The 18439-nt window shown below is 49.4% G+C and carries 18 protein-coding genes, 1 tRNA gene and 1 pseudogene; 8 read left to right on the top strand and 12 right to left on the bottom strand.

All coding sequences use genetic code 11. The features are described 5' to 3' along the window. Positions 1–76 precede the first annotated feature (76 nt). The 4 genes from C1192_RS17265 to C1192_RS17280 are packed head-to-tail and all read right to left on the bottom strand — an operon-like array spanning position 77 to position 1658. On the bottom strand, positions 77–532 hold the full coding sequence (locus tag C1192_RS17265) for a hypothetical protein (RefSeq protein ID WP_038354824.1): 456 nt from the start codon (positions 530–532) through the stop codon (positions 77–79). Further along, complete coding sequence (locus C1192_RS17270; protein WP_001244665.1) at positions 525–812, bottom strand: derepression protein; 288 nt, start codon at positions 810–812, stop codon at positions 525–527. Before C1192_RS17270 ends, C1192_RS17265 begins: the two co-directional genes overlap by 8 nt. Beyond that, the gene (locus C1192_RS17275; RefSeq protein WP_000980258.1) at positions 805–1395 is read right to left on the bottom strand and encodes a host cell division inhibitor Icd-like protein; all 591 of its coding nucleotides are present in this window, start codon (positions 1393–1395) and stop codon (positions 805–807) included. Before C1192_RS17275 ends, C1192_RS17270 begins: the two co-directional genes overlap by 8 nt. Continuing rightward, positions 1392–1658 (bottom strand): helix-turn-helix transcriptional regulator, encoded by a 267-nt coding sequence (locus C1192_RS17280; protein WP_001149162.1) that lies wholly within the window; start codon positions 1656–1658, stop codon positions 1392–1394. Before C1192_RS17280 ends, C1192_RS17275 begins: the two co-directional genes overlap by 4 nt. A 551-nt stretch (positions 1659–2209) precedes the next feature. Here C1192_RS17280 and sid point away from each other — a divergent pair. The 4 genes from sid to C1192_RS25710 are packed head-to-tail and all read left to right on the top strand — an operon-like array spanning position 2210 to position 4011. Continuing rightward, positions 2210–2944 carry a capsid size-determining scaffold Sid gene (sid, locus tag C1192_RS17290; protein WP_038354826.1) on the top strand — a complete coding sequence of 245 codons (735 nt, stop codon included), beginning with the start codon at positions 2210–2212 and terminating at the stop codon, positions 2942–2944. Beyond that, on the top strand, positions 2941–3186 hold the full coding sequence (locus tag C1192_RS17295; protein ID WP_000984201.1) for an ogr/Delta-like zinc finger family protein: 246 nt from the start codon (positions 2941–2943) through the stop codon (positions 3184–3186). Before sid ends, C1192_RS17295 begins: the two co-directional genes overlap by 4 nt. Before the next feature lie 23 nt (positions 3187–3209). Beyond that, positions 3210–3773: a phage polarity suppression protein gene (locus C1192_RS17300; protein WP_097333481.1), complete on the top strand. Its 564-nt coding sequence runs from the start codon at positions 3210–3212 to the stop codon at positions 3771–3773. Between the two features lie 52 nt (positions 3774–3825). Continuing rightward, on the top strand, positions 3826–4011 hold the full coding sequence (locus tag C1192_RS25710; protein ID WP_038354827.1) for a hypothetical protein: 186 nt from the start codon (positions 3826–3828) through the stop codon (positions 4009–4011). A 34-nt stretch (positions 4012–4045) separates the two neighbouring features. On the opposite strand, the gene C1192_RS17310 is transcribed toward C1192_RS25710, so the two are convergent. The 6 genes from C1192_RS17310 to tnpA all read right to left on the bottom strand — a co-directional run bounded on the left by C1192_RS17310 (position 4046) and on the right by tnpA (position 10190). Next, a complete protein-coding gene (locus C1192_RS17310) occupies positions 4046–5806 on the bottom strand; it encodes a P-loop NTPase fold protein (RefSeq protein WP_038354828.1) in 1761 nt (586 codons plus the stop codon). A 12-nt stretch (positions 5807–5818) separates the two neighbouring features. Next, positions 5819–7009 carry a tyrosine-type recombinase/integrase gene (locus C1192_RS17315; RefSeq protein WP_001218982.1) on the bottom strand — a complete coding sequence of 397 codons (1191 nt, stop codon included), beginning with the start codon at positions 7007–7009 and terminating at the stop codon, positions 5819–5821. Between the two features lie 162 nt (positions 7010–7171). After that, positions 7172–7266: transfer RNA gene (locus tag C1192_RS17320), tRNA-Sec, on the bottom strand. A gap of 308 nt (positions 7267–7574) precedes the next feature. Continuing rightward, positions 7575–9146, bottom strand: coding sequence for an IS66-like element ISCro1 family transposase (locus C1192_RS17325; RefSeq protein ID WP_103194797.1), 1572 nt, complete (start codon positions 9144–9146; stop codon positions 7575–7577). A 19-nt stretch (positions 9147–9165) separates the two neighbouring features. Then, positions 9166–9513, bottom strand: a complete 348-nt coding sequence (gene tnpB, locus C1192_RS17330) for an IS66 family insertion sequence element accessory protein TnpB (RefSeq protein ID WP_069906977.1) — start codon at positions 9511–9513, stop codon at positions 9166–9168. Beyond that, the gene (tnpA, locus tag C1192_RS17335) at positions 9513–10190 is read right to left on the bottom strand and encodes an IS66-like element accessory protein TnpA (RefSeq protein WP_001339397.1); all 678 of its coding nucleotides are present in this window, start codon (positions 10188–10190) and stop codon (positions 9513–9515) included. Before tnpA ends, tnpB begins: the two co-directional genes overlap by 1 nt. A 75-nt stretch (positions 10191–10265) precedes the next feature. On the opposite strand from tnpA, the gene C1192_RS17340 reads away from it, so the two are divergent. The 3 genes and pseudogenes from C1192_RS17340 (at position 10266) to C1192_RS17350 (ending at position 13683) form a co-directional block, all read left to right on the top strand. Then, positions 10266–11648, top strand: a complete 1383-nt coding sequence (locus C1192_RS17340; RefSeq protein ID WP_038354865.1) for a glycoside-pentoside-hexuronide family transporter — start codon at positions 10266–10268, stop codon at positions 11646–11648. 9 nt (positions 11649–11657) lie between these two features. Next, positions 11658–12401: pseudogene (locus C1192_RS17345) on the top strand (alpha-xylosidase); the annotation flags it as partial. Positions 12402–12474: 73 nt separating this feature from the next. Then, a complete protein-coding gene (locus tag C1192_RS17350; protein WP_103194764.1) occupies positions 12475–13683 on the top strand; it encodes an IS256-like element IS1414 family transposase in 1209 nt (402 codons plus the stop codon). A gap of 39 nt (positions 13684–13722) precedes the next feature. On the opposite strand, the gene C1192_RS17355 is transcribed toward C1192_RS17350, so the two are convergent. Then, the gene (locus tag C1192_RS17355; RefSeq protein ID WP_038355033.1) at positions 13723–15432 is read right to left on the bottom strand and encodes an AsmA family protein; all 1710 of its coding nucleotides are present in this window, start codon (positions 15430–15432) and stop codon (positions 13723–13725) included. 120 nt (positions 15433–15552) lie between these two features. After that, positions 15553–16944, bottom strand: coding sequence for a xanthine/proton symporter XanP (gene xanP, locus C1192_RS17360; RefSeq protein WP_001517446.1), 1392 nt, complete (start codon positions 16942–16944; stop codon positions 15553–15555). A 278-nt stretch (positions 16945–17222) separates the two neighbouring features. Here xanP and gltS point away from each other — a divergent pair, with 278 nt between their 5' ends. Continuing rightward, entirely contained in the window at positions 17223–18428 is a 1206-nt protein-coding gene (gltS, locus tag C1192_RS17365) for a sodium/glutamate symporter (protein WP_000468834.1), read from the top strand. Positions 18429–18439 lie beyond the last annotated feature (11 nt).

Consider the following 18439-nt stretch of genomic DNA (forward strand, 5'->3'; position numbering starts at 1 on the left):
CATATCTGCGTCTCCTGAAGACGTGCGTATCCCTGCGCGAATACGCACATTTAATTTTTCGGGTGTCGTTTTTTAATTACAGATAATTGCGGTAACTGTTATCCGGGGTGATTTCCGGGTCAGGCTCCGTGCAGGGAATTTCCCGCCATTCCCGCGCCACCGGTGCCGCCCGGCTGGCCGGAACAGTGTCCTGCGGGTAAATATCCAGATATTTCTCCCGCCATTTCTGTAATTCCGGGTCTCCGGCCATTTCTTTCAGTACCGCATGCCGGTTTACGGGGCTGCGTTTAAACAGGTCAGGACGGTCACAGGTAAATTCCCGCAGAAAACGCCCCAGCGGGATGTCTGTGGTGCGCCCGTCGGCGAGGATACGCACAAGGATACTGAATTTACGGCGGTACGGGTTCCAGACAATGTCCGGGCAGCGGTACGGCATTTCCCACGGAATACCGTCTTCCAGAATGCCGACCACGGTCACATCGGGAAAACCGGCAGAACGGTAAATCTCACCGGGCTGGGGAAAATCAAACATGCGTCCTGTCTCCCCGGTCTTTCTGCTGGGCGAGAAAATCGCGGCACAGGCCTTTGGCTTTCAGCTCATTCAGCACAAAATCAATATCCTCATTCAGGTAGCTGAAAATATGCGGAATGTAGAGCTGATGCAGGCCGGAGAGTTCACGGTGAATCAAATCACCCCCAACAAACTGGGATACGGCGCTGGCGCGGTTGAGCTTATGGTAAGCCTCAATGCTGAGGTGTTCACGGGCGTCATGACGCGCTGAGACGGTCTGAGGGGCTTTTTTATTACGCACGGGACACCTCCATCACCGGCAGACGGGCCGCAAGGGAGAGCACATAGTCACGGACAAGGGAACGGCGGGCACTGCGTTCATCACCGGCGACGGTGCGAAGCATGCAGATACGGGGATGACGGTCTGCGCGACGGACAGCCGCAAACACAAAGACAAATTCAGGGTGTGAAGGGGTAAGGGTCGTAGCCATAAGGCAACCTCCGATAACAGCGTAAATGACGCTATCGCCGGAGTTCTCACGCTCGATGGCGATAGCCCAGACGGGGGTGAGAATACCGGCGTTATCGGAAACCGGCCAGCCCGGAGGCTGCCCCGCCTGAGCTACCATTGACTCAGAGGCATAACATGCGATTGCGAACAGGATCATACCTGCACGGCAAACCACACGCCACACCATAATTTGGTGCTCTGTGGCGTTGATTGCGACACAAAAAAAGACGCATGGCGCGTCATATGTCGCCGATAACATACTCGGGTTCTCACGCCCGGCTGCCGATTTTGCGACAGCGGAAAAACTATATCCGCAAATGCCGGAAAAAGGCAAGCCAGAAAAAGGGAGTTTTTGCAGAACAGGCATCATCATGCGTCGTACCCCCGTTTGCGTCCGGCAATGCGCCCGGCCATCCATGCGGTGACTTCAGAGTGCAGCCAGGCCACATTTTTACCGCCAAGACTCACCTGCGGCGGAAATTCCCCCTTACGGATGAGTTCATAGATGGTCGAGCGTGACAGGCCGCACAGGTGCATCACTTCCGGCAGACGTAAAAAACGCTCCTGCGTGATGTCCGGCAGCGGCATCAGTGGCGTCACAGGGGAGGGAGACGGGGAAGAAAAAACAGCTTGCATCGGGCTACCTCGTTAATGTCCATACAGCACCGGATAAGTCCGTCCGGCTTCGGGTAGCGCTTTATTTTGTGAATATTTTCAGCAGACGCAACAGGGGGGATTTGTTCCGGCAGCCTTACGATGGCTGTATGTTTTTTATCCATCCGGACTGGAAGGGTCTCAAAGGGTTCTGAAGGACCTGGAATTTTTTATAGTGAAATACAAATTGTTTTTTCTTATTTATTTCAGTGAATTAATAAAAATAAAAAGTAATGAACAGCACAAAAAGCCCATCAACGGGTGAACAGTGGTGAACAGACGGTGAACAGTCATTACTGCGATTGTTCACCCTTTAACTTACTGTATTACCTATCTTTTTTCTTATGGTGAACAGAGGTGAACAGTAAAATATAAAAAAATAAACAGTAAGCCGGTTTTTCCAGCGACCTTTTCCTGGCTTGCCGGTCTGAGGATGAGTCTCCTGTGTCAGGGCTGGCACATCTGCAATGCGTCGTGTTGTTGTCCGGTGTACGTCACAATTTTCTCAACCTGAAGTGACGAGGAGCCGGAAAATGTCTGACAACACCATCCCTGAATATCTGCAACCCGCACTGGCACAACTGGAAAAGGCCAGAGCCGCCCACCTTGAGAACGCCCGACTGATGGATGAGACCGTCACGGCCATTGAACGGGCAGAGCAGGAAAAAAATGCGCTGGCGCAGGCCGACGGAAACGACGCTGAAGACTGGCGCACGGCCTTTCGTGCAGCCGGTGGTGTCCTGAGCGACGAGCTGAAACAGCGCCACATTGAGCGCGTGGCACGCCGGGAGCTGGTACAGGAATATGACAATCTGGCCGTGGTGCTGAATTTTGAACGTGAACGCCTGAAAGGGGCGTGTGACAGCACGGCCACCGCCTACCGGAAGGCACATCATCACCTTCTGAGTCTGTATGCAGAGCATGAGCTGGAACACGCCCTGAATGAAACCTGTGAGGCGCTTGTCCGGGCAATGCATCTGAGTATCCTGGTACAGGAAAATCCGCTCGCCAACACCACCGGCCATCAGGGCTACGTCGCACCCGATAAAGCTGTCATGCAGCAGGTGAAATCATCGCTGGAACAGAAAATTAAACAGATGCAAATCAGCCTCACCGGCGAGCCGGTTCTCCGGCTGACCGGACTGTCAGCGGCAACACTCCCGCACATGGATTATGAGGTGGCAGGCACACCGGCACAGCGCAAGGTGTGGCAGGACAAAATAGACCAGCAGGGAGCAGAGCTTAAGGCCAGAGGACTGCTGTCATGATGCGCTGCCCTTTCTGTCGTCATTCAGCGCATACCCGCACCAGCCGGTATGTGAGTGACAATGTCAAAGAAAGTTATCTGCAGTGCCAGAATATTTACTGTTCGGCGACATTTAAAACGCATGAGTCAATTTGTGCCGTGATTCGTTCTCCGGTCACGGAGGAAAAACCAGCACCGGCAAGCACAGCACCGGCTGTTGTCCGAAAAGTTAAAGGCTGTTACAGCTCACCATTCAACCATTAATCAGGAGACGGGGTGTGACCACAATGTCATTACAGCAGGCTTTTGAGGTCTGCCAGAATAACAAAGCAGCATGGCTGCAACGCAAAAATGAGCTGGCTGCGGCCGAACAGGAATATCTGCGGCTTCTGTCAGGAGAAGGCAGAAACGTCAGCCGCCTGGACGAATTACGCAATATTATCGAAGTCAGAAAATGGCAGGTGAATCAGGCCGCCGGTCGTTATATTCGTTCGCATGAAGCCGTTCAGCACATCAGCATCCGCGAGCGGCTGAATGATTTTATGCAGCAGCACGGCACAGCACTGGCGGCCGCACTGGCACCGGAGCTGATGGGCTACAGTGAGCTGACGGCCATTGCCCGAAACTGTGCCATACAGCGTGCCACAGATGCCCTGCGTGAAGCCCTTCTGTCCTGGCTTGCGAAGGGGGAAAAAATTAATTATTCCGCACAGGATAGCGACATTTTAACGACCATCGGATTCAGGCCTGACGCGGCTTCGGTGGATGACAGCCGTGAAAAATTCACCCCTGCGCAGAACATGATTTTTTCGCGTAAAAGTGCAGAACTGGCATCACGTCAGTCTGTGTAAAACTCCCCGAAAATCCGCCTGTTTTTACTGAAAAAAGCCATGCATCGATAAGGTGCATGGCTTTGCATGCGTTTTCCTGCCTCATTTCCTGCAGATCACGCCGCGCCCGACGCGGCGTGAGCGTGTCAGTGCAACTGCATTAAAACCGCCCCGCAAAGCGGGCGGGCGAGGCGGGGAAAGCACCGCGCGCATGTATGCAGGAAATAACTTGGTTCTCCAGCCAGAGAAAGAAACTTAACTGGAGAGTTTTGTGTTTTGTTACATGGATGTGTTCAGGTTTTATTTATTAATGAAATACTTTTCTCTAGTGACTCCTTAACTTTTTTTACGCTATTTTTTAATTCAATAATGGCTCCACGACGAAAAGAAATTTTAATTTCATCCAGGTATGAATTTAAAAACTCATCTAGTTTTTTTAGATGAGGTAGCTCGTTGGATAGAAAGTCACAAAGATTTGAGAAGTTATATACAGACAATAGATGGTTTGAAAATAATTGAATATCATAAATGGACCAGCTATTTTGTATGGCATTTATGATTAAATCTACATCTAAGGTTTCCAGGGCTTTATACTTGAAATCTGAATGGTATATATCCATGTCGATAGCGGTCCAACCATCGTTAACCATCTTGTTTCTTAATTCTTGTATTTTTTCTTTTTCCGTTATTTCAATATATTTTTCAACGAAAAAATTATAAAGGTCGTCCCCATCATGTTTTAGAATGTGGAGTGGTATGCTATTAATATTTGGAACAGTTTCATGAAAATATGATTTTATTTCATGGTCACTAAAGCTAAACATATTTTGTTTGATGGTGTTTTCATCCAAGGCATCTACACGTGGTATATATTCAGATTCTGAGAGTCTAATATAGTTATTCGTGGCAGTTAGCCATGTGGATAGATTTGGAGAATTTGATTTTAAGATTGTTTTTGTTATTTCTTCCTGATAGTCATCTTCAGATATGCTATATAGTTCGGGCCTTGCTAATCCAGCATAATCATCTTTCTTGGGAGGAGTGTTGTAAGTAAAAACATATGGAAGAATATCTTTATGCGAAATTTCATTAAAACAATATGGAGCCATTTTATTATTGTAGTTTTTATATGCAATAATGCTTAATAAATTGTTTTCCTCTTCACTTATTTTATTTTGTTCACTTTCTGGAGTGGTTGAAATTGTTCTATATGATGATGAAACAATATTTTCATGGAATTCATTTTCCTTATAGTTGAATTTTTCCTTAAGTATTATATGTGCACACAATGAGCTTACTAAATTTTTAATATCTATATCAGAGATATCTCTGTCTTGAGTTGTTTGTTCAAAAAATGGTAGGAGTTTTACAATGACTCTATTAATAATCCGGATATTGGTTTCTTCGAAACCTATAATTACTTGCTTAATGATGTCTCTATAATTTCCTTGTGTCTTCTCAAGCTTTTTGTCTAAAATCTCAGAAAGATTGTTTATAGAAAAATATATCTCATCGCTAATAACCTTTTCTTTATGATTCAATGCATTATTGCTTTGCTTTGAAAAGTTACCCACTAAAATATAATCTAGCATCTTGTTATTTTGATAATTTTGTAAGCAAAAGGTTGCTATTTCATCTCGTAAAGTTTGAGGTATACGTTCTAGATCATCAATGATAAAAACTCCGGAAAGATCTTTTAATACATAATGTTGCATTGCTCCAGCAAATGTTGAGATTATTTTTCCAGCCAACCTCCCAGTGTTTTCTTCTTTAGTAATAGCTGTGGTTACATTTGATGCTAACTCTGTAATTATTTCGATATCAGGTGGATTTTCTAAATAAGTTACACTCAACATCTTGTCTTTAAAATCTTGTAAACTGTTTAATCCAAGCACAGATATATAAAATTGGTTCTTGTGAGAATAATATTTTTTAAATTCATGTTGAAGGAAGAATGTTTTACCAACTCCCCACTCACCATTTAACAAAATTAGACCTTCACGTTTTTCACTTAGTAATCTAATTAAAACAGATATTATTGCGCTTTTATCCACAAAATACTCCTTTTAGTAATCATAATTAACGCAACCGGCTGGATAAATAAAATCGCTATACCATTGTAACATTTTTAATCTTTTCTCTAAGTATTGAGCATGATTATATGTTCCCCTAATGCTATTTTTATCAACATGAGCTAGTTGCATTTCAATCCATTTACTATCAAAACCTTGTTCATGTAGTATTGTCGACATTGTATGTCTAAATCCGTGGCCTGTTGCACGTCCCTTATAACCAAGTAATTCGATCACTTGTGATATACTTTCTTTAGAAATTGGTTTAGTACGATTGTTACGTCCAATAAATATATAAGGATAATGGCTAGAGAGCGGTTTTAATTGATTAAAGAGGGTAATAACTTGAGATGATAAAGGTACAAGGTGAGGACGACGCATTTTCATGCGTTCTGCTGGTATTTCCCATATTCCTTTTTCTAAATTGACTTCTTCCCATGTGGCAAAACGCAGTTCTTGTGTTCTTACCCCGGTAAGCATCACAATCTTGGTTGCATTTTTAGTGATTATGCTGCCAGTATAAGCCTCAAGATCTTTGACAAAATGAGGGAGTTCTTCTGCTGATAGAAAAGGATGATGTTTTTGCTTCGGTACAGCTAATGCGATAGCTAAATCAGGTGCTGGATTGTATTCAGCGCGGCCAGTGATGATCGCGTAGCGAAACACCTCTCCGCATCGTTGACGTACTTTTCTGGTTTTCTCCAACGCTCCACGTTTTTCTATGCGTTTAAGTACTTCAAGCAGTTCTAGGGGTTTTATTTCAGCTATTGGCCGTTTACCAATGAAAGGAAAAACATCCTGTTCAAATGTTTTAATAATTTCTTCGCGATAAGCTAAAGTCCAGCGATCTGCTTTTGCTGCATGCCATTCTCTGCTAACGGCCTCAAAAGAGTTTTCAGATGATAATTTCTGAGCAATTTTCTGAGCCTTACGTTCTTCTACTGGATCAATGCCATTTGCAACCTGTTTACGTGCCGTATCGCGTTTCTCACGTGCTTCCGCGAGGCTTACAAGGTCGTAACTACCAAATGACATTAACCGCGCTTTCCCTGCAAACCGGAAACGGAAACGCCAGCCTTTCGAGCCATCGGGATTGATAAGCAATGACAGACCTTGTCCATCGTTCAATGTGTATGGTTTGTCTTGTGGTTTTGCACGTTTGATCTGTATATCGGTTAGGGCCATGTGTATAACTGAAAACTACGTATAAAAAATCTATACACATTACTATACATATTTTTCGCGGATTCAGGGAGATGATCTCGGACTATTACGGACAAGCTGATTATTCATCGCATTGAATATAAATGATTTTATGGAGTGTCTCGGAACTGGCTGGATGAGGTTTGGCGGAAGATCACAGGAGTCGAACCTGCCCGGGACCGCTGGCGGCCCCAACTGGATTTGAAGTCCAGCCGCCTCACCGGAGACGACGATCTTCCGCGCCTCGATTGCTACATGGAGGCGGGGCGCATTATAGCTACTTCCTTGAGTTTCTACATCCCCTGGTTCATTTTTTTCCGGGCAATATGCGCAAAGCTTTATCACTAACCCATTATAATTAACATAAATATCATATATTCCAATGATATATGGGTAGGTTTATCGCTACCACGATCACATAAAACAAGAATCATAAATTAATAACCAGATATCGGAATATTCACTCTGGCAGGGATGGTTTACAAAACTCTTTATCGGTCTCAGCACCCCCATAGCAGTAAGCGGCTCGTCAGAACCGTATTGATATTTACTGAGAGCTCAGATCAACTTTCCAGGGCAACAGATCGCGTACCCGGTTTGCCGGCCAGTCCTGGATATGTTCAATGACGTAACGCAGCCACTTTTCTGGCTCCACATTGTTCAGACGGCATGTGCCGATCAGCGAGTACAACACCGCCGCATGTTCACCACCGCTGTCGGAACCCGCGAACATCCAGTTTTTCCGGCCTACGGCCACTCCCCGTAAGGCGTTCTCTGCGATGTTGTTGTCGATTTCCACCCAGCCATTACTGCAGTACACGTTCAGTGCATCCCACTGTTTCAGCAGGTATGCGAACGCTTTTGCCGTATCTGAGTGACGCGACAGTGTTTTCGTCTGTTGCTGTATCCAGTCATACAGTGACTGCATCAGTGGCGCGGCTCTGGCTTTTCTTGCCGCCAGACGCTGTTCTGCTGAACAGCCCCGGACCTCTGCCTCGATAGCATACAGTTCACCGATACGCTGCAGGGCTTCCGTGGTGATGTCGGTGGGCGCTCTTGCATGCACATCGTGGATTTTTCTCCGGGCATGAGCCATACACGCGGCTTCCGTTATTCTGCCGGATTCGTATAACACCCGGTAACCACCGTAAGCATCGGCCTGAAGCACACCGCTGTAACCGGCCAGGTGATTTTGTGGATGGATACCTTTCCGGTCCGGACTGTACGCGAACCAGACCGCCGGGGGCATCTGTGAACCGGCGTTGCGGTCATCACGGACGTAGACCCACAGCCGGGCTGTCCGGGTTTTACCGCTGCCCGGCTCCTGGACCGGGACGGGGATATCATCGGCATGGACTTTACCGGGCATCAGCACATACTGGCGCAGTACGTCATACAGCGGCTCCAGCAGTTCAGCAACGGCACCGGTCCAGCGCCCCAGTGTGGCACGGCTCAGCTCCACTCCCTGACGACGGTATATTTCTGACTGGCGGTATAACGGCAGATGGTCTGCATATTTCCCGGTGACAACATGGGCCAGAAGCCCCGCTCCGGCATAACTGCGTGCAATGGGTTTTGAAGGTACTGGTGCCTGCACGATATGGTCGCACCGGCAACAGGCCAGTTTCGGACGTTGTGTTTCGATAACCTTAAAGGCGCTGCTGATAAGCTCCAGTTGCTCTGACACATCACATCCCAGAGAACTGAGTTCACCACCACAGGCAGGACAGCATTCCTCTTCCGGCCGGATAACCCGGGTTTCACGGGGAAGTGAGGCCGGTAACGGTTTACGGGCTGAAGACTGGCGCAGGGCGGATGGCAGTACCGGGTCATATTGCTCACCCAGCGTTTCCGCCATTTCTTCCTGAAGTGCGCTGATTCGCTCCTGAGCTTCCTGTATCTGCCGTTCGGTTTTTGCACGAAGTTTTTCTGAGCTTTTACCGAACTGCATACGTTGCAGTTTCGCAACCAGCGCCTTCAGCCGGTTGATTTCGGAAGCATAAGCCGCCACCCGCTGTGAGAGCAGGCGGTTGTATTCAGCCATCTGGCGGATGGTGTCCTGTTGCGTCTGCAACAGTGCCCGCAGGCGGGCGTTCTCATGAGCAAGTGAGGTGTCCATATCCTCACTTTACAACGGGTTATATGCGGATTCCAGCGCGTTCCGTTCGTTTCGGGTGCTTCCAGTTGATACCTTCAGGAAGCATGGATAACTGAGCCGGAGTAAGGTGCACCTTGCCGTCACGGGTGACTGGCCAGACGAAGCGGCCCCGCTCCAGGCGTTTGGTGAAGAGGCACAGTCCGTCACTGTCAGCCCACAACACTTTTATCTGGTCACCCCGGCGTCCGCGGAAGATGAACAGGTGTCCGGAGAACGGGTCATCCTTCAGGACGTTCTGAACTTTTGATGCCAGGCCGTTAAAGCCATTCCGCATGTCGGTGATACCGGCAACCAGCCAGATACGCGAACCGGCAGGGAGAGATATCATCAGTGGCTGCTCCCTTTTATTTCGCGGATAAGTGTCTGTAATAACGCCGGCGTCAGTTTACCTTTAAGCCTGAGAGTTCCGGCCGGCAGAACCAGCTCACAACACAGACTGTCGGACGGTGTATTTATCTGCTCTGGTTCCTGTGCGGGGGCCGGGATTTTATTATCCGGCTCCGGCGTTAACGTCACGGGAAGCAGTGCCGGCATATTTTTTCCGGAAGGCAGCAGGCCACCTTTCCGGTATTGATGGCGCCAGTTGAAGAGCAGGTTATCGTTGATTCCGTTTTCCCGGGCGATCTGCGCCACACAGGCTCCGGGCTGCAGTGACTGCTCCACTAAGGCGATTTTAAACTCATAAGGGAAGTTGGGCCGCCGGGGACGTTTTTTTACCACGGGGGCTTCGGATATAACGGTGCTTTCAGGACGTACGACTGGTACCGTGGAAAATTGTCCGTAAAGGCAGGCATCAAGTTCCTGCTCCGACATGCCTGCGGGCAAAGGCCACGAAAGGCCAGCTCTCCGAAAGCGCACGAACATACTACAAACTGTTGATTTTGGTACACCCAGGCGACGCCCGGCCACAACCCGGGGTAAATGTTCTTCAAAGTGAAGACGTAAAGCTTCAGTGATCCAGGTCCGGTGTTTCATACGATAGTGTCCATTAAAAATGATGGACATTATTTTTGTAGAGCCGGAGGAAACAGACCAGACGGTTTAAATGAGCCGGTTACCCATAGCATCAAGGAAAAGCAGATGAAGAGTGAAGTGTTGTCCGTTAAAGAGAAAATTGGTTATGGCATGGGAGATGCCGCCAGCCACATTATCTTCGATAACGTAATGTTATATATGATGTTCTTTTACACCGATATTTTTGGTATTCCTGCCGGATTTGTCGGAACCATGTTTTTGGTCGCTCGTGTACTGGATGCGATTTCCGATCCTTGCATGGGGTTGCTGGCCGATCGAACGCGCTCTCGCTGGGGTAAATTTCGACCGTGGGTACTGTTTGGCGCACTGCCATTTGGTGTGGTCTGTGTACTGGCATATAGCACGCCAGATCTCAGTATGAACGGTAAAATGATCTATGCAGCAATTACTTATACCCTACTTACCTTACTTTATACCGTCGTCAATATCCCTTACTGCGCATTGGGTGGTGTAATTACCAATGACCCGACTCAGCGTATCTCGCTGCAATCCTGGCGTTTTGTGCTGGCGACCGCGGGAGGCATGCTCTCCACTGTGCTGATGATGCCGCTGGTTAATTTAATTGGTGGTGATAATAAACCACTCGGTTTCCAGGGCGGCATCGCGGTGCTTTCCGTGGTGGCATTTATGATGCTGGCTTTCTGTTTCTTCACCACTAAAGAACGCGTTGAAGCGCCACCTACGATGACGCCTATGCGGGAAGATTTACGTGATATCTGGCAAAACGACCAGTGGCGTATTGTCGGTATTCTCACCATTTTTAATATTCTGGCGGTGTGTGTACGTGGTGGGGCGATGATGTATTACGTCACGTGGATTCTGGGTACGCCGGAAGTGTTTGTCGCTTTTCTCACCACTTATTGCGTGGGTAACCTGATTGGCTCCGCACTGGCAAAACCACTGACCGACTGGAAATGTAAAGTCTCTGTCTTCTGGTGGACGAACGCCCTGCTGGCCGTGATTAGCCTCGCGATGTTCTTCGTTCCCATGCAGGCCAGCATCACCATGTTTGTCTTCATCTTCGTGATTGGTGTGTTGCATCAACTGGTGACACCTATCCAGTGGGTAATGATGTCCGATACCGTTGACTACGGCGAGTGGTGTAATGGTAAACGACTCACCGGGATCAGTTTTGCTGGCACGCTGTTTGTGCTCAAACTGGGGTTGGCCTTCGGAGGCGCACTTATCGGATGGATGCTGGCTTACGGTGGATATGATGCAGCAGAAAAAGCGCAGAACAGCGCCACAATTAGCATCATTATCGCGCTATTCACGATTGTTCCGGCGATCTGTTATTTGCTGAGCGCGATTGTCGCTAAACGCTACTACTCTCTCACAACGCACAATCTGAAAACCGTTATGGAACAGTTGGCTCAGGGCAAACGCCGTTGCCAGCAGCAATTCACCTCTCAAGAAGTGCAGAACTAAGGAACGGCAATGAAAATTAGCGATGGAAACTGGTTGATTCAACCTGGCCTCAATTTGATTCACCCGCTTCAGGTGTTCGAGGTTGAACAGCAGGGTAATGAAATGGTGGTCTATGCTGCCCCCCGTGATGTGCGTGAACGTACCTGGCAGCTTGACACGCCTTTATTTACGCTGCGTTTTTTCTCCCCACAGGAAGGTATTGTCGGTGTACGGATTGAGCATTTTCAGGGGGCGCTGGAGAACGGCCCTCATTATCCGCTCAATATTTTGCAGGACGCGAATGTCACAATCGAAAACACAGAAAGTTACGCTGAGTTTAAAAGTGGCAACTTAAGCGCGCGTGTCAGTAAAGGTGAGTTCTGGTCACTGGATTTTCTGCGTAATGGCGAACGTATTACCGGTAGCCAGGTGAAAAATAATGGCTATGTGCAGGACACTAATAATCAACGAAATTATATGTTTGAGCGGCTGGATCTTGGCGTCGGTGAAACGGTTTACGGGCTGGGAGAGCGTTTTACTGCCCTGGTGCGCAATGGTCAGACGGTAGAAACCTGGAACCGGGATGGCGGCACAAGTACTGAACAGGCGTATAAAAATATCCCGTTCTACATGACTAACCGTGGTTATGGTGTACTGGTCAATCATCCCCAATGCGTCTCTTTTGAAGTGGGATCGGAGAAAGTCTCCAAAGTGCAGTTCAGCGTGGAGAGTGAATACCTCGAATACTTTGTTATCGACGGCCCGACGCCGAAAGGAGCCTGTACATAGATTTGTGTAATTGCCTGATTTTGATATGTTCAATCCAGCATCAAATGAAGGTTAATTTATGGACGAAAAACAGTTACAGGCTCTGGCTAACGAACTGGCCAAAAACCTCAAAACCCCTGAAGACCTCAGTCAGTTTGATCGGCTGCTGAAAAAGCTCAGCGTTGAAGCCGCTCTCAATGCAGAGATGACACACCATCCTGGGTATGAGAAAAATCAGTCCAGACCAGGAGCTAACTCCCGCAACGGTTTTTCCACAAAGACCGTTATCACAGGCGACGGTCCACTGGAACTGCGTACTCCGCGCGATCGTGACGGTACCTTCGAACCACAACTGGTAAAGAAAAATCAGACCCGTATTACCGGGATGGATAACCAGATCCTCTCGTTGTATGCCAAAGGGATGACCACCCGTGAGATAGCTGCTGCGTTCAAAGAACTGTATGACGCAGATGTTTCACCGGCACTGATATCAAAGGTTACCGATGCCGTGATGGAGCAGGTTGTAGAATGGCAAAACCGACCACTGGATGCTGTTTACCCCATTGTTTATCTTGACTGTATCGTCCTGAAAGTTCGGCAGGACAGTCGCGTCATCAACAAATCGGTGTTCCTGGCACTGGGCATCAATATCGAAGGTCAGAAAGAACTGCTGGGTATGTGGCTGGCCGAAAATGAAGGGGCGAAGTTCTGGCTCAATGTGCTGACTGAACTGAAAAACCGCGGTCTGAACGATATCCTCATCGCCTGTGTGGATGGCCTGAAAGGCTTCCCGGATGCCATCAACACAGTATATCCGAAGGCCCGCATCCAGTTATGCATCGTGCATATGGTGCGCAACAGCCTGCGCTTCGTGTCATGGAAGGACTACAAAGCCGTCACTCGCGACCTGAAAGCGATTTATCAGGCTCCCACGGAAGAGGCAGGCCAGCAGGCACTGGAAGCGTTCGCTGCGGCCTGGGACTGTCGCTATCCTCAGATAAGCCGAAGCTGGCAGGCTAACTGGCCGAATCTTGCCACGTTCTTCGCTTATCCAACGGACATCCGCAAAGTGATCTATACGACGAATGCCATCGAGTCGCTAAACAGCGTGATCCGCCATGCGCTCAAAAAGCGTAAAGTGTTCCCGACAGACGACTCGGTGAAAAAAGTGGTGTGGCTGGCAATCCAGTCTGCGTCCCAGAAATGGACGATGCCGTTGAAGGACTGGCGAATGGCAATGAGCCGCTTTATTATCGAGTTCGGTGACCGCCTGGACGGTCACTTCTGAGAAAAGGCATTTACACAGAATCTTAAACAGGCTCTGATTTTACTGTACCGGCTCCGTCGATGTAACTTCACCACTGGAAACCACGCCAGCATTCATGGTTTGGGTCACTTGTTGTTTTTCAGCATTTACGGCGTGGAGCTGTCCGTTAACCGTGGGTTTTAGCGGTGCATCGGCCTGAATATCGCCGCTGGCGGTGAGCTGAATATTGCCATCGCCCGTAATCGGTAACTCTGGCCATCCCCACTGTTGCAGAATATTCACCGGCACACCGCGTCCGTTCAGGCTGATATGGGTCTGGCGCTGCGGCGTTTGTGAGACGCTGGCAGTGGCTTCCAGAATGCCTTTCTCGGTAAACGCGCTAAGTTCGTTGATATTCACCGTGCTGCTGTTGGCGGTTAGCGCCAGCGACGGGCGGCGCACATCAACACGATTGAATGTTGCAGCGGCAGCATTCAGATTTGCCGTGCCACTCCAGACGCCCCACTTATGATCGGCTACCAGTGTCAGATTCGCGCCGTAGCCATCCAGCGCTGTGAGCTGCCACGGGAAGGCTGGGTCAATATCAATGATTAGATTGCGGCTGGCGCTGAATCTCTTCAGTTGCAGAGTGTTTAACCAGGCGGGAGTTTGCTGCATCCACAACTGTTGCCAGTTTTTAGGTAAGGTATATTCCAGTCCAACAATCGCTGCATCGTCGAGGATCAGCGTTTTTCCATCGCGCTGCCAGTTTCCTGACGTTCTGACCATCCCCCCTTCCCAGCGGCTGGTGAACTGGCGCAGTGCTACGCCTTGCGGGGAAAATTCCGCGTTTATAATCGGGTCAAATAAATGCAGCGAACCATAAATAAACTCGCTGGCGTTCATTGACAGCTTGCCTTCCTGTGTCTGCCAGTCATCTTTAATAAAGGTCATATTGCGCAAGCTGAGATCGAGATCGGTCACCGCCCAGTCCGGGCCTTGCAGGCGGGCGTCGATCACTTCCAGGCGGCCAATCTGCAATGACGGGACAGAGCGCAAGGGCGCAAAGAAGTCGGTGAGCGATTTTTCGCTTTGCAGGCGGATATCCGCCAGGCGCAGATTTTCCACCTGCCAGCTACCGTCGGCGTTACGCTGCGCATTTCCGGTTAATGTCCCGCGGGCGATGTCGGCACCCAGATTAGTCAGTGTGACGCGATCGTTATCAATATTTCCTTCAATCAACACATTGGTGGCAGGAACATCATTGAGCGACAGAGAGCCAGCACTGAACTGAATTTGTGCTTTTGAGCCTAGTACTTTACCGGCTTCCGGCGACCACGGAACGACGCCGCCATTGACTCGCTGTGCGCTAAGATTCCACTCGCTATTGGGACTGTTAAATGCCATATCACGCAGTTGCAAACGATCCGCTTTAAACGGTAGCGGCGCGGTCTGGTCGGTGAGATTCAGCGTCCCGTTTTCCAGCAGGATAGTATCGACATGCCGTGGCTCGCTCAGTTGCCGACTACTTAGCGCGATATCGACACTTTTTGCAACCAGAGTGGCGGGTTGACCATCACGACCGAATGTGACGTTCTCCAGCAAGATATGAGACGGCGCGGAAAAACGGTGATCCATCGCCCCGAAGGCCAGATGATAGTCGCTATTCTCGGAAATCCATGCGCTGATATGCTCTGCTCCCCAGCGGGTTTGCAGAAGGAAATAGAGGCCAACTACCGCCACTAACAGCGTGATGAAAATGTAGAGAAGCAGCTTCCCAATAAATTTCATGGTCTTCCATCCCGTGAAATGCACATAAGGGAGTTATGCACGATTTACGCGCATTCCTCAAGGCAGGAATGGAGAAAGAGAGTGGTTACGGCGGTAAAGAATTTTACCGCCGCGAGTAAATTACTGCTTTTCTGGCGGGAAAATCAGATTCAGTACAATGGCAGTGATACCGCCAGCGGCAATCCCGGAGGAGAGCAGATTTTTCAGCCAGTCAGGGGCAAACTGCAAAATCAGTGGCTGCTGAGAAACACCCAGACCGACCGCCAGCGACAGGGCAATAATCAGAATCGCCCGACGGTTCAGTGGCTCACGAGAAACGATACGCACACCGGATGCGGCGATAGTACCAAACATCACCAGCGTAGCGCCGCCCAGAACAGGTTCGGGAATGTGTTGGACAAAACCGCTCACCGCAGGGAACAGGCCCAGCACGATCAACATCAGCGCCACGACAAAACCGACATAACGGCTGGCAACACCGGTCAATTGGATCACACCGTTGTTCTGCCCGAAGCAGGAGTTCGGGAAGGTGTTAAACACCGCCGACACAAACGAGTTCAGGCCGTTTGCCAGCACGCCGCCTTTCAGACGTTTCATGTACAGTGGGCCAGAAACCGGTTGTTCGGAAACGTCGGAGGTGGCTGTGATATCGCCAATAGTTTCCAGTGAGGTGATCATAAAGACCAGCATCAGTGGTAGCAGCAGGCTCCATTCAATACCAAGTCCGTAATAGAGCGGCGTTGGCACCATAATCAGCTCTTGCGTCATCGGCTCGTTGCTTTCTGGCAACATGTCCATAAACCACGCCAGTGCATATCCTGCCGCCATCGCAATCACCAGCGAGGCTACGCGTAAGTAGGGGTTACGTTGGCGATTAAGCAGGATGATTAAAGCTAAGACCACGCCCGCCAGTAGCAGATTTTTCGGTGCACCAAAGGTGTTATCGCTCATGGCCGCATAACCGCCACCAATGGATGTTAGCCCAACCTGAATCAGTGACAGGCCAATAATCATCACCACGACGCCGGAAACCAGCGGCGTAATAATGCGGCGCGCCAGATGCAGAACGCGGGAGATAACCATTTCGGTGCAGCTTGCCAGCATCAGTGTGCCGAACAGAGCCGCCATCATCGTAGGAACATCGGCACCACCGGTCTTCAGCGCTGTTCCGCCCATAATCAGCGGGGCAACGAAGTTAAAGCTGGTGCCCTGAATAGACAACAAACCGGAGCCAACCGGACCCCAGGCTTTAATTTGAATAATTGATGCCACACCAGAGGCAAACAGCGACATACTAATAATGTGTTGCGTGTCCTGTGCTGGTAAACCCAGCGCCTGGCAGATTAACAATGCTGGCGTGATTACCGCGACAAACATCGCCAGCAGGTGCTGACAGGCGGCAAACAGAGTTTGAGCAAGCGGCGGACGATCTTCAAGACGGTAAATCAGTTCGCTGTTTTGAGTCTGCGCAACCGGTTGCGCATTTTCTGACTCGAAGGTGGAAACAGACATCGAAAACAATCCCGTGGTAGCAAAGCGGGCATTTTAGCTGACCGAAAGGCAAAAGCAAACGTTTGCCAATTATTCTTCTAAATATTTAAATGCGATAAATGCACTTTTTTATATAACTTTTGGTTGTTTTCTGCTTAAAATCCATGCCATTTTTTTATTTTCAGCTAAGAATTCGAACCGGGAAAGCATGACTCGATACTCGTCATATTTCGTCTTACTATGATTGCGCGATGAAGTATGACGAGTATGAAGAGTGGTGCGGATACAAAGGAGTAACTATGTTTCATCTCGATACTTTAGCAACGCTTGTTGCCGCAACGCTGACGTTGCTGCTCGGGCGCAAGTTGGTCCATTCCGTCTCCTTTCTGAAAAAATACACCATACCAGAACCGGTTGCCGGAGGGTTGTTGGTGGCACTGGCTCTGCTGGTGTTGAAAAAAAGCATGGGCTGGGAAGTTAATTTTGATATGTCCTTGCGCGATCCATTAATGCTGGCTTTCTTCGCCACCATTGGCCTGAACGCCAATATTGCCAGCCTGCGTGCCGGTGGACGCGTAGTGGGGATTTTCCTCATTGTGGTTGTTGGTCTGTTGGTGATGCAAAATGCCATCGGCATTGGCATGGCTAGCCTGTTAGGGCTTGATCCGCTGATGGGGCTGTTGGCGGGGTCTATTACGCTTTCTGGCGGTCACGGGACCGGCGCAGCGTGGAGTAAATTGTTCATTGAACGTTATGGCTTCACCAACGCGACGGAAGTGGCGATGGCCTGTGCGACGTTTGGTCTGGTTCTGGGTGGACTGATTGGCGGCCCGGTGGCGCGTTACCTGGTGAAACACTCCACCACGCCGAACGGCATACCTGATGACCAGGAAGTCCCCACCGCATTTGAAAAGCCCGACGTAGGGCGCATGATCACCTCGCTGGTACTGATTGAAACTATCGCGCTGATTGCTATCTGTCTGACGGTAGGGAAAATCGTTGCGCAACTTTTGGCTGGCACCGCTTTTGAATTGCCAACCTTTGTTTGCGTGCTGTTTGTGGGCGTGATTCTGAGCAACGGCTTGTCAATGTTGGGCTTTTACCGCGTCTTTGAGCGCGCGGTATCCGTACTTGGTAACGTAAGCCTGTCGCTGTTCCTGGCGATGGCGTTGATGGGGCTGAAACTGTGGGAGCTGGCTTCGCTGGCGTTGCCGATGCTGGCGATTCTGGTCGCGCAAACCATCTTCATGGCGTTGTACGCTATCTTTGTCACCTGGCGCATGATGGGGAAAAACTACGATGCGGCGGTGCTGGCCGCGGGGCACTGTGGTTTTGGCCTTGGTGCAACGCCCACGGCAATCGCCAACATGCAGGCGATCACCGAACGCTTTGGCCCGTCGCACATGGCCTTCCTGGTGGTGCCGATGGTCGGTGCGTTCTTTATCGATATCGTCAATGCCCTGGTGATTAAGCTCTACCTGATGTTGCCGATTTTTGCGGGTTAACTGATGAAGCG

Origin of the sequence: Escherichia marmotae (genome assembly GCF_002900365.1) — a bacterium.
In the GTDB taxonomy this organism is placed as follows: Bacteria; Pseudomonadota; Gammaproteobacteria; order Enterobacterales; family Enterobacteriaceae; genus Escherichia; species Escherichia marmotae.